This window comes from Oscillatoria nigro-viridis PCC 7112 (assembly GCF_000317475.1).
In the GTDB taxonomy this organism is placed as follows: Bacteria; Cyanobacteriota; Cyanobacteriia; order Cyanobacteriales; family Microcoleaceae; genus Microcoleus; species Microcoleus nigroviridis.
Genome location: NC_019763.1, coordinates 114,869 through 124,997, shown reverse-complemented (window position 1 = coordinate 124,997; position 10,129 = coordinate 114,869). Strand labels below are relative to the sequence as shown.

Here is a 10,129-nt window from a genome sequence, read left to right as displayed (position 1 = left end):
TGAGTCAAGGACTCAATTTATTCAGTCAAGGGCTCAATTTATTCAGTCCTCGATTCAACGGGTCAATTTTGACACTATCTGTAGCGGTAAGGCGGGGAGCGGCGCATCATACAAGTAGAGTCTATGCGTCCAGGACTATTATTATTGATTGTTTTGCTTGATGTTCGAGCTCTCAAACTGTCTGTTGTAGGATTGACAGTCAAGGTAGGGGTTGCCAAATTTGTGCTTTTGCTACTTTTTTGGGGAAAAGGCAATCGAAACGGCTTTGTTAAAGTCATGGCTGCACCCTGGATTTTTAATTGATTGATTTGGCGTTGAGCAAGTTCGAGGAATCTTTACTTACGCTTATTCCTACGACTGCGCTCGACTTGTTGCTCGTCCTTATTATCGGCTAGACTCGATTATAAATATATTAGTTACAATACTGAACTTTATAGTTTTTGCTGCTGCGAGTCAGAAAATAATTCTGTATATTTACTGAGAGTTGTTTGACTTATGTTAAGTCTTTATAAAAGTAACTGTTTTCCTGCGAGAAAATACTTAAATCAGGCAGGAAAATACTTAAATTAACGAATCCACTCCAAGCTTCCTAAGCGCCCGTTTCCTCTTGCTCGGCAGCACCGCTTGGAAAGTCATTCACTGCTCGGACACCCGACTCGACTCCGGGCAAATCCAGCAGTGGCGGCGGTGTCAGCAACCTGACTCTCAACTAGAGCCAATTTTCTACCCGGGAGCTCGCTTGTTCAAAGAGAAACATCCTCGGTTCGTGGAGAGCGGGTGTCGGAAGAATGCAGCATACCGAACGGCGCTCTACGATCTCTAGCTACAAACACTTTCCTCAGAGAGCGGTATTTGGGAAATTTGGCGATCGCTATTTTTGAGGAGCGATATCAGCGTACTCTCCTGGCAACTGATGGGGCGTTAACAGATGTTGAAGAGCAATGCAGTAATGCAGTTTGAACCGGGCAAATTCTGCCGCGCCGACAACCGCCACCACATCGGCTGTTGTGACAGTTGTCGGCGTCGATCGCCTCCACAAAAGTCGCCACAACAACTGCCTGAGCAATGTGAGCAATCGGCACAGTCTCAGAGCGGGTAAAAATCAAGCGCCTTGATACCTAAGATTCCCCATTCATAAGGGTGCATTATTTCTATTTCTGCACGTAAAAGTTAGGTTTGCGATCGCAAAAACATTGCTTGCTACCGTCCATCTCTGCTTTTTGTGCAAGCTTTCTACCTTGCATAAATTTGCATAAATTTGCATAAATTTGAGTTTTTATGAGTTTTTTGTTGCTAATTAAGCCAAAAACAGCGAACACTTCAATTTGCAGCTTGCACAAATTTATTCAAAAAAACTCAAATTTATGCAGAAAAACTCAAAAAAACTCACTTGAGAAAAGTGAATTTTGAGGGTTTTTTCCGTCCTGGTACGCTTAAGAATTATTTAAGATTTTTACAACAAACTCTGCAATTATGAATTGAAGCAATGGAAATTGCAATTGATTCAAAACAGGCTCAAGATTGATAATTTAATCTCAATCTCTCGCTGAGCCGAACTAATTGAATAGGTTGTTTCTCGCTGAGCCGAATTAATCGAATAGACTGTCTTGAGTAAGCCGAATTAATCGAATAGACTGTCTTGAGTAAGCCGAACTAATTGAATAGACTGTTAAGATTGCCTAAAATATTGCCCCCCAGTTATTCGCTATGCAGCTATTCGTATCAATCTTCGGAACAAGGGCGGTAGCCATTTTATAGCAAGAGTTGTAGTTCAGTTGGCTTGTGCGTGACCGTTGCTCTTGCAGCCATCCACCAAGCCTGTTGGTGTTCTATTACATTGGGTACGACTGTTTCCAGCATAGATATCTGCGGGTTCATACAGTGCAATACTTCGGACACTTTTTAATGGGCAACGGTAGAATGCGGGTTTTGGACTCCAAGTTCGCCGCGCTCGCCAACGGTATAATGAGGGTTTGGGCCGTTTCTCTAAAAACTGTCCAGGGTATTGACAGTGAGGAGCCTGTTTTAAGTTCGCCTTCTGCCAAACGTTGCTCCCGCACTCGACCTACTCTCAGTGCGTCAATCAAGCTAAGCAATGTGTAGAGTTCTGGATCGTTTTTAGCAGCTTGGGGGACTGAACGGTACAGAGGCGCGATCGCCTGCCCTCTGACGACACCAGCCAGGGTCAGGCCAGACATAAACCTCAGACGGTGAGGCAATTAGCTTGCTTTTCAACGGTTCAGCAGAATGCGCTGTTGGCAGTCCCCGACTTTAATTTAATGTTCGGCGCTCGTTGAAGGGCGTGAGCTATTTCGGGAGTACAGCGATCGCTTGTGTCTGAATTGCGGTTGTAGGAGCGATCGCACCATAAGTTTCATCCATTCGGCGGTTAATTTCTTTAGCAGTATAAATATATCGCTGAACATTGCTGTTGCTACTGCCCATACCCGCTTTTCGTATGTGCGCCTGTAGAAGTTTATGCTAATCCGCTTACAAGGACAAGCGCGATCGTATTGCATGGGAGTCAGTACCGATTGATGCAGTTGTTTTGCAGCCTGCATTAGTTTGAGCGCCAGAACGCACAAGCCTTGCTGTTTTAAAGCCAATTTGTGATCACAAAAACATTGCTTGCTATCGCTCATCTCTGCTTTTTTCCTTGGTTTCCCAGCTTGCATAAATTTGAGTTTTTGTGAGTTTTTGTGAGTTTTTTGCTGCAAATACTGCTTCGACTTCAGCTAATAGTTCAAGCTGAGCTTGCATAGTTTTACTCATGAAAACTCACAAAAACTCAAATTTATGCAAAAAAAATCATGAAAAGCCAGTCTCAAAAAGTTAATTTTCAGGTTTTTTACCGTTCCGGTACGCTTAAGATTTATTTAACAATTTAACAGCAAACTCTGCACTCCCAAAATTAAGTGATTGTAGCAGAGGCAAGCTACCAACTGTAGCAGTTATAGCAAGCTGTACTTTCATAATTGAGCAAACCGAACTAAACGAATAGACTGTTAAAGTTGCCTAAAAGATAGCGGCCTCGTTATTAGCCATTCAGCTATTGCATATTAATGTATCGGAACAATAGCGGTAGCGTTTTTCTCTTCTTGAGTTGCAGTACAGGGAGGCGAGTTTGATTGAATGCAGTGCTAACGCACTTTTGTATAAGAGAAGTGAAGTGGAAGAGTATTTTTTTCGGGCTGCCACAATGCTCATGCAGAGTGTTCGCTATCTTCATCTGCTCTGTTGCCTCGCTGATTCAGGTACTAATGCCAGTGATGTTACGACTACTACAAAGGTCAGGTTCTTCTAAGAAGTAATGCCTGCCAGCAATAAGCGCGAGTTGCATTCTCCACACAGAGGGTGCAACTTTTTGTAAGAAGAAATAACACCACAATTGTTACTGAAGGCAATAAAAAGCTTTATATTTTAACCCTTATATTTCCTCTTTTTTCCTCTTTTTTCCTAAGATCTCCTACTTGTCCCTAATATTTCCTAATATTTCCTCCAAAATTCACAAAATTTAATTAAGTTAAATTAAGTTTCGCTGCTTTTTAATTGATTTTTTGTACTCCGACACCTCTTGAATCCTCCTAGTTAGTGCGCTAGTCGCATAGCAAGCCATGTCAAATAGACGTAAGAGGGGGGTAAAAATGATCAATTTATGGTTTTCATGGTTTTTGCAAAGTGCCATAGGAATTGTTGCAATTTGGAGTTTAGCTCACGCTCACTCTGGGAAGCCTTGAAGAGAAAGTTTGACTCGCTCGCTGTTTGGATTTTGACGCCCGCTGTACACTCGCTCTTGGCTTCAATATCGACTCACGCGAGCGAGTGTACAGGACAGCCGCCTTTACGATGGAGCGTCGCCGGGCACGACACAAGCTAATTGGTGCAGTTCGGCATTAGCGATGGATGCCCGACGCGATCGCGCCTTGCCCTCCTGTTTGCAAGCGAAGCAACCGGCTGATGTCGATGATGGCGAGAGAATCGTTCGTCCGATAGCCAGCAAGAGCGCGATCGCCTTGACACCTAGGATGCCCCATTCATCAGGGTGCATCGTTTTTATTTAAAAGTAATAAATAAGGTTTTGTACGGACAAAACCATTGCTTGCTACCGATAGAGAACAGCCCTAACTAACCTCAACAGGTAAAGACACGAACAGCACAAAAAGGCAGTAATTTGACCGAAAAAGTCAGGCATTTGCAGGATATTTTCAGGTAAATGCAGGTAAAGTGCACCCCCTGCACTTTACCTGCACTTGCCTGACTTTATACTGCAAACGCCTGACTTTATACTGCAAATCCCTGATTTTAGCTGACGCAACAATTAGCTAATTTTTTAGCCTTTTTAACAAAATCCGAATTGATTTAATAGTCAAGTTACAGTATTTAAGTTGAATTAAGAATCAAGTTGAGCAAGTGCGAGAAAAGTGGAAGCGCAGCAGCCGTTATCTAAATTGAATAAAAAATCAAATTTAAGGAGTATGAGAAAATTGGCACCACAGCAGCCGTTATGTCAGCCTTGACAGTCGCGTAAATTGCTGTTGTCGGACTCGCGCTTTGCAATGGGCTAAACTGTTGTTGTCTAACAAAACTTGACAGTCGGATAAAAATTTACCGCCTGACTCGGTTTACAGCAGTCGGTCGGTTTACAGCAGTCGCTCAACTTCCACCTATTAATGGCGGTTATAATTCTCCACGTTATGAGTACAAGCAGTAATCTCTTGCCGTAAGGAGCGATCGCTAATATATTCCAACAAAAACATAATTCGCAGTGCCTGTCCCATACCTTACCGCTCTTATTGAGGCATGGACGCTTCAGTCGCGACTCGCGAGTCGTTCCTTATTCCATATCAATAAGGTTTGAACTGTGGGTAAGCAGTATGCTCAATATTGATGGGGCGGATTATTTTTATGTCTGCACACATTAGTCATGGTTTGTGATCACAAAAACATTGCTTGCTACCGAGAAAGAACAGCCATAAACAGTCTCAACAGGTCAAGACACGAACAGCACAAAAAAGCAGCAATTTGACCTACAAAGTCAGGCGGAAAGCAGGATATTTACAGGCATTTGCAGGTAAAGTGCATCCCCTGCAAATGCCTGCATTCTCACTAACTTTGTACAGCACTTGCCCGACTTTATACGGCACTTGCCTGACTTTTGGGCACACAAAAATTAGCTATTTTTTTGGTAGCGGCTTCGATCGGCTTCGGCTATTGCCGATCGGATGAACTCGACACATTCGGCGTGGGCATCTTGGGCGATCGAGGACGGGGAGGGCGATCGGGACTGCTGCTTAGTTTCTAGCATGGTGTGCCTTCCTCGGCCTTCAATTGCATCAAGACGGGCGCGTGTGAGATTTTTGGAACCGCAACTGTAATCACTTCCAGATTGTGCGATGCTTTGTCGAGCTTGATTCGATAATCCGTCTCTCTACTGCCGTAGCTAACGCAAATCACCTCTCCCTTCTGCCCGTGGTGTAGGTGGCCGACCTCGGTTATAACTACGCGGTCGCCCTCTTTAAATTCCTTATGCTTTGAACCGACTGCACCACTTGAGGGGGTATCCTGCACCACTTCTGCACCAGTTGCTGCACCAGTTGAAATGTTTGCAGGCAGGGAGTTTGCACCACTTGCACCACTTGGGGGGGGATTTTCTTTTGCTTGTACAGGAATTTCTGTAATTGCCTCTTGATTACAAGCTGTTTCCGGTGATGAAAATTGATTGTTTGAGTTTTCTTGGTAAGGTTTATCTTCTAAGTGGTGCAAGTGGTGCAAACCCTTGCTGGGTATATTCTCAAGTGGTGCATCAAGTGGTGTAGAAGTGGTGCAAAGTGGTGTAGCAAGTGGTGCAAGGCTTTCTAGGGATTGTGAGTAAGTGGGATGCTCATCATGTTCCGATCGCAGTCGCAATCCCTCAAACGTTGATGTTCGAGCCTTGCACCACTTGGCGGGTAGTCTCTGATCGGTCAGCAGTTCGCTTAGGTGGCGGGGGAACTTGGTCAGACTAAAAGGCTTCAGCCCGCTATTCTCACACCAAGTTTTGTAGGCCTCATATAGCTTTGAGGTCGGAGTCGTTGTTGAGTCGGCAAGCACCAGCTCTGTATCGAAAAATGCTGCGATAGAATCTGTCTCGATTTTCATTTCCCATTCTTTCAGCTTGAATTCCATAATCTGGTTTGCTCCAGTGCCGCGTATTGCTTGGGTAACAGCAGAATCGAGCAATGAGAGGGCGATGGTGATTAGTGCAGGTATTTCGGCATCAAGCTCTGCTTCGAGGCTGTGATCGCGCTTATCCTCATGTACGGGATTATCGAAGTCAACTAGGCATAATCGGCGCTCTAATCCAGTGGTATCGCCAATAAAGATGGGTTTATTGGAGCAAATCAGCAGGCTCCCGTAGAAGTAAGCACTAGCTGCCGGAGTGTGCAGTTCCCGGTAGCTAATTACGTCGCCCCCGGTCAAGCTTAGGATGCTATTAATTCCTACTGGTTTGCGTTCGTCGGGAAAAACTACCAATTGCTTATCAATTAAGGAAGCTTTAGTCGAGCCGTCGATTAGGCGCTCAAGCTGGCATCCGATAGAATTATCCTTGCCTACCAACTTCTGGCAGAGCCGAGCAAATTTACCCTTACCGCTACCAGGCTTTCCTATTAGGTGAACGAACATTTGCAAGTCAAAAAAACGGCGCTTGAGTAGGGCATTGATGATAGCCAAAAGCTTTAGCATTTTGCGCTTGTCGGCATTCATTGCCTCGTGAAAAAATTTATAAATTTTTGGACAATTTACCGATAGAGCCTCAAGACCATCTCCCAAGTCGCCTTGTAATGGCTTATAATCATACGGCAAGTATGAAATAAATCCCATGCCCGGAGAGTGTTCTAGGGCTTTATTCTTATTGCCTTCGAGTACGCAATTGCTGAAATTGATGTATTGCGTATTGTCCCATGCCAGCCAGCGAACTTGGCGCAAATCATGCTCCAATAGTTTCTTAACATCCTCAATGTATGCGCTCCCACGGTAGTTTATATTTCTTGCATCTAGCGTGGTTTTGACCAAACTGGTAAACGCCCCTATTTCAATCTTCTCCCAGCACTTACCGTTCCATACACGCCACGTTTTTTGCTCGTTATCGTATTTCCATTGATGCCCGTAATCCTCTTTTATTTGGGCTGCTACCTTGCGAGGTGTAGGAGGTTTTTTGTCGGGGCGTTCTCCCGCCTCATCATTCTCTTTCTCGCCGAATAGCTTGGCTTTGGTGAGGATTGCTCGGAATTCTTCAATCCCTTTATGCTGAATAAAATCATCCATACCTTTTGTATTTTTCACCTCGCCTCCCTCAATCACTGAGGCGGGGGCCCAATCTCCGGTAATAGTCCGCACTGGCACACCGAATTTACCCAATTGCTTAGCCAATTTTCGCTCGGCCTCGCAGATATTGGAATTTGTGAGGGCATCGGCATCGAAGGCAATGATAAAGCCGAAGCCAGCCTCTGCATATTTTCGCAAAGTCGGTATCAGGAATCGCTGTTTTTCGGGGTCGCTTTTTTTGCCCGTCAAACCCATCTCGACACCTAGCAATCCAATCGTGGGAATGCCATTTGAGCAACCAGAAATCGCTTTGTAGCCCCCTTCAGTAACGAGAAGGTAGGGCACATCGTTAATGTGGTAGCACTCCTTTCTCAGATTTGCTTCATCCCAGTAATCTGGGGTGTAGGGGCTTGTGGGGAGAATAGCATCGAAAGCCTCCCCCGATTTGGTTTCGTACTTTATGATGTCGCCGTTGCTCTTTTTCCTTGGCTTGTCGGGCCGGAGTTGCTCTTGCCCATTCGCTCCTTTGAACAAGATTCCTGCCGATTTCACCGAGAACCCTGCCAAAGAAGCTTGAGCCTTACTTATAGAGCAGCAAGTCGCACGAGCCCAGTCGTTGAGTAAGCCTCTATCTGCGATTTTTTGCTCGTGTTCGGGGGTGAGGGAAAATTTTTCGTTAAGGCTGCACAATACCCCGAAGCCGCTTAAATCCGGCGTGGCTTGTGCCACCACTACATCACCCCGATCGATGTCGGCTTCGATGTGGGCTTGATGTTCCGGTGTAGGTTGCGCGGTATCAAGCTCGTGGCTTTCTTGCGTAGATTGTGGGGTATTCATGCTGCACCCCCGATCGCTTCAAAGGTAGGTGCAGAGAATCCCCGGTTTGCTTGCGTATTTACAAGGGATTGTGGTAGAATTGAGCGATATCCAGGGTTTCCAGATTTAAAGAAGTTTTTTTGACTAGACGCATTTTTGAAGAATCTCGCAAAGCAAGCAATAGCACCGCGTCTAGCGTTTTGGGGAAAAGAATTCCACCTTTTGATTATACGCACTGCATAATCAAAGCCGTTATAGTTCATAATTAGACTATTAGCCACATCTCTGATGTGGAAGAGTCCAACTTTGTTGCTAGTCTTGCCCGATAATCAACAAAGTTGGGAGTGTATTTCAAACAATTTCAAACAATTTAAATCCCTAGAAGCCCTTAGACTACTAGGGATTCTTCGTTTGATGTGTTGATTTTGTGAGCTTGTGCGTGAAAGTATTTGAGATAGGTTGTTAGGGCTTCCCGAACAAATTCCGATCTATTTACCCGATGTTCGTAGCAAATCTTGTCTATGTCGTGCAGTAATTCATTGCTGAGGCTGCACGTCATTCGGGGGAATACTTTTTGAGTTTCTTGCGACATACGAACTTAAAAAAGAGCGTTGTTTCCTCATATCTTACACTACAAAAGTTTATTGCGATCGAACACTCAAACTAATTTTCCAAACGTCTGGAGTGATTGGCTCAAAACTAGGGAGTAGGTGTCATGCCAAGGTTGGCAAAATCTAAACCCGAAAATCCTCCAGACCGCGCAGATTCGATCGGACAGCCATCGCGCCTTTGTCTAAAAAATTAGCTACCCGCGTAGATAGACGACTATATATCAGTCGAGCGTTTATTGATTTTTTTAGAGATATGGTGTATTTTGACAGCCTTATAATCCACCAAAAAATACCAGAGAATTGGATCGAGAAACCAGTAGGCATCGGTGATTTAGCGTATTTACCACTTTACATAAAGTGGTATTCTCACCCCTAATAAAACCGTAAACGATCTATTTAATAGGTAGCTGATCACTCCCACAGTCGCGATGCCCACGGGCGATCAGCTGGGAGAACCTTGATAGCAACTCAACCAGACTCATCGCTTGTCCCCGGAATGCCCAAGGGTCACTCCTCATCGCCCTCTGGGTAATACAAGTCATCGCCCGGTAGCCGCAACTGTTCTAGCTCAGCCCGATTTTCAGCTAATGCCTCAAGAAACTCCTCAAAAGTCAGGCCAAAGAACCGCCGCTTTTCATCCGGTGTCCGCTGCTGTACTCCAAAAGCATCTCGGAACCGAGAGTCCAGTCCTTCTAGGGTGAAGGCCGCTTGAAGTGCGATCGCTCGTTTGTTGCCAGCAAGCGCCTCAACCGTTATTAGCGTGGTGAGGTCTTTGAGGCTGATAGTTCGAGCTTTGTTACTTCCGCCTCTACCAGCCCTTTGAACTGGTATCAGACTCGTGCCTCTATAACCTTTGTCTGATAACGCTTTTAGCTTATCTGGGGACTTATCCTCGATCTCCAAAAGCCAGTTACGTTTGTAACCCATTACTGCGGATACGCTGACTGCACCCGCTCGGAATTCGCCGTTTGGCATCATGTACCCGTCAATTGACAAGGTATCGCTTAATTCGATGGTGGCGTTTATGGCTTTGATTGGTTCGGTCACTAAGTTTTTTCTCCTTGGCTAGACATTTACTAAATAGTTGCTAGACATTAACTAGCACCCTTACTTGCCTTGCCCCGCTTAGCTTTCGCTGCTGTTGCTGGCTTTGCTTGTGTTGGCTGCGGTTCAGGGGGGCGATCGGATGGGCGATCGGGAGTAGAGCGTTCTTGATAAGCTTGTCGAACAATCATCTCTATCAAATTTGAGAGAGTGCGACTTTCTGATTGTGCCCATACCTCTAAACCGTCCTTAAGACTTGGCTCACAAGTAAATGTAATTTTCGCTTTTTTAGTAACTCCCATAAGCTCCGAAGATATCAGATATCTTCAGTAAACCTCAGAAGCTGTCCTCAA

General features: G+C 45.0%; 13 protein-coding genes and 1 pseudogene. 2 read left to right on the top strand and 12 right to left on the bottom strand.

The genetic code is table 11. From position 1 onward, the window contains the following. Positions 1 to 123: 123 nt before the first annotated feature. Together OSC7112_RS38900 and OSC7112_RS40450 are read left to right on the top strand one after the other, a co-directional pair. On the top strand, positions 124 to 303 hold the full coding sequence (locus tag OSC7112_RS38900; RefSeq protein WP_041623812.1) for a hypothetical protein: 180 nt from the start codon (positions 124 to 126) through the stop codon (positions 301 to 303). A 304-nt stretch (positions 304 to 607) separates the two neighbouring features. Further along, entirely contained in the window at positions 608 to 823 is a 216-nt protein-coding gene (locus OSC7112_RS40450; RefSeq protein WP_190274466.1) for a hypothetical protein, read from the top strand. Positions 824 to 871: 48 nt separating this feature from the next. Here the strand turns inward: OSC7112_RS40450 and OSC7112_RS38895 are convergent, their stop codons facing one another. From OSC7112_RS38895 to OSC7112_RS31515, 12 genes and pseudogenes are all read right to left on the bottom strand, one after another. Continuing rightward, the gene (locus tag OSC7112_RS38895; RefSeq protein ID WP_150111726.1) at positions 872 to 1,075 is read right to left on the bottom strand and encodes a hypothetical protein; all 204 of its coding nucleotides are present in this window, start codon (positions 1,073 to 1,075) and stop codon (positions 872 to 874) included. A 677-nt stretch (positions 1,076 to 1,752) separates the two neighbouring features. After that, complete coding sequence (locus tag OSC7112_RS42025) at positions 1,753 to 1,878, bottom strand: hypothetical protein (protein WP_015211696.1); 126 nt, start codon at positions 1,876 to 1,878, stop codon at positions 1,753 to 1,755. Positions 1,879 to 2,024: 146 nt separating this feature from the next. Then, positions 2,025 to 2,271 (bottom strand): annotated as a pseudogene (locus OSC7112_RS31545) (hypothetical protein); the annotation flags it as partial. A 5-nt stretch (positions 2,272 to 2,276) separates the two neighbouring features. Beyond that, complete coding sequence (locus OSC7112_RS37445; protein WP_190274465.1) at positions 2,277 to 2,561, bottom strand: hypothetical protein; 285 nt, start codon at positions 2,559 to 2,561, stop codon at positions 2,277 to 2,279. 70 nt (positions 2,562 to 2,631) lie between these two features. After that, positions 2,632 to 2,772, bottom strand: a complete 141-nt coding sequence (locus OSC7112_RS40445) for a hypothetical protein (protein ID WP_015211694.1) — start codon at positions 2,770 to 2,772, stop codon at positions 2,632 to 2,634. A 1,069-nt stretch (positions 2,773 to 3,841) separates the two neighbouring features. Further along, the gene (locus tag OSC7112_RS31540) at positions 3,842 to 4,048 is read right to left on the bottom strand and encodes a hypothetical protein (protein ID WP_041623820.1); all 207 of its coding nucleotides are present in this window, start codon (positions 4,046 to 4,048) and stop codon (positions 3,842 to 3,844) included. Positions 4,049 to 4,667: 619 nt separating this feature from the next. Continuing rightward, positions 4,668 to 4,778, bottom strand: a complete 111-nt coding sequence (locus OSC7112_RS42510; protein ID WP_071884050.1) for a Tn3 family transposase — start codon at positions 4,776 to 4,778, stop codon at positions 4,668 to 4,670. Positions 4,779 to 5,170: 392 nt separating this feature from the next. After that, the gene (locus tag OSC7112_RS42020; RefSeq protein WP_255513216.1) at positions 5,171 to 5,305 is read right to left on the bottom strand and encodes a hypothetical protein; all 135 of its coding nucleotides are present in this window, start codon (positions 5,303 to 5,305) and stop codon (positions 5,171 to 5,173) included. After that, entirely contained in the window at positions 5,299 to 8,142 is a 2,844-nt protein-coding gene (locus OSC7112_RS31535; RefSeq protein ID WP_015211692.1) for a DUF3854 domain-containing protein, read from the bottom strand. The genes OSC7112_RS42020 and OSC7112_RS31535 overlap by 7 nt, the downstream gene beginning before the upstream one ends. A 367-nt stretch (positions 8,143 to 8,509) precedes the next feature. Further along, on the bottom strand, positions 8,510 to 8,713 hold the full coding sequence (locus OSC7112_RS31525; RefSeq protein WP_015211691.1) for a ribbon-helix-helix domain-containing protein: 204 nt from the start codon (positions 8,711 to 8,713) through the stop codon (positions 8,510 to 8,512). 526 nt (positions 8,714 to 9,239) lie between these two features. Beyond that, positions 9,240 to 9,779, bottom strand: coding sequence for a hypothetical protein (locus OSC7112_RS31520; RefSeq protein ID WP_015211690.1), 540 nt, complete (start codon positions 9,777 to 9,779; stop codon positions 9,240 to 9,242). A 47-nt stretch (positions 9,780 to 9,826) separates the two neighbouring features. Further along, positions 9,827 to 10,078: a ribbon-helix-helix domain-containing protein gene (locus tag OSC7112_RS31515; protein ID WP_015211689.1), complete on the bottom strand. Its 252-nt coding sequence runs from the start codon at positions 10,076 to 10,078 to the stop codon at positions 9,827 to 9,829. Positions 10,079 to 10,129: the final 51 nt, after the last annotated feature.

What these genes read in the sequence shown, in the direction of transcription:
- OSC7112_RS38900 (WP_041623812.1), top strand. Translation starts at nt 124, where the DNA reads ATGCGTCCAGGACTATTATTATTGATTGTTTTGCTTGATGTTCGAGCT.
- OSC7112_RS31515 (WP_015211689.1), bottom strand. Translation starts at nt 10,078, where the DNA reads ATGGGAGTTACTAAAAAAGCGAAAATTACATTTACTTGTGAGCCAAGT.
- OSC7112_RS42025 (WP_015211696.1), bottom strand. Translation starts at nt 1,878, where the DNA reads ATGAACCCGCAGATATCTATGCTGGAAACAGTCGTACCCAATGTAATA.
- OSC7112_RS31535 (WP_015211692.1), bottom strand. Translation starts at nt 8,142, where the DNA reads ATGAATACCCCACAATCTACGCAAGAAAGCCACGAGCTTGATACCGCG.
- OSC7112_RS42020 (WP_255513216.1), bottom strand. Translation starts at nt 5,305, where the DNA reads ATGCTAGAAACTAAGCAGCAGTCCCGATCGCCCTCCCCGTCCTCGATC.
- OSC7112_RS31525 (WP_015211691.1), bottom strand. Translation starts at nt 8,713, where the DNA reads ATGTCGCAAGAAACTCAAAAAGTATTCCCCCGAATGACGTGCAGCCTC.
- OSC7112_RS37445 (WP_190274465.1), bottom strand. Translation starts at nt 2,561, where the DNA reads ATGCAGGCTGCAAAACAACTGCATCAATCGGTACTGACTCCCATGCAA.
- OSC7112_RS31540 (WP_041623820.1), bottom strand. Translation starts at nt 4,048, where the DNA reads ATGCACCCTGATGAATGGGGCATCCTAGGTGTCAAGGCGATCGCGCTC.
- OSC7112_RS42510 (WP_071884050.1), bottom strand. Translation starts at nt 4,778, where the DNA reads ATGGGACAGGCACTGCGAATTATGTTTTTGTTGGAATATATTAGCGAT.
- OSC7112_RS40445 (WP_015211694.1), bottom strand. Translation starts at nt 2,772, where the DNA reads ATGAGTAAAACTATGCAAGCTCAGCTTGAACTATTAGCTGAAGTCGAA.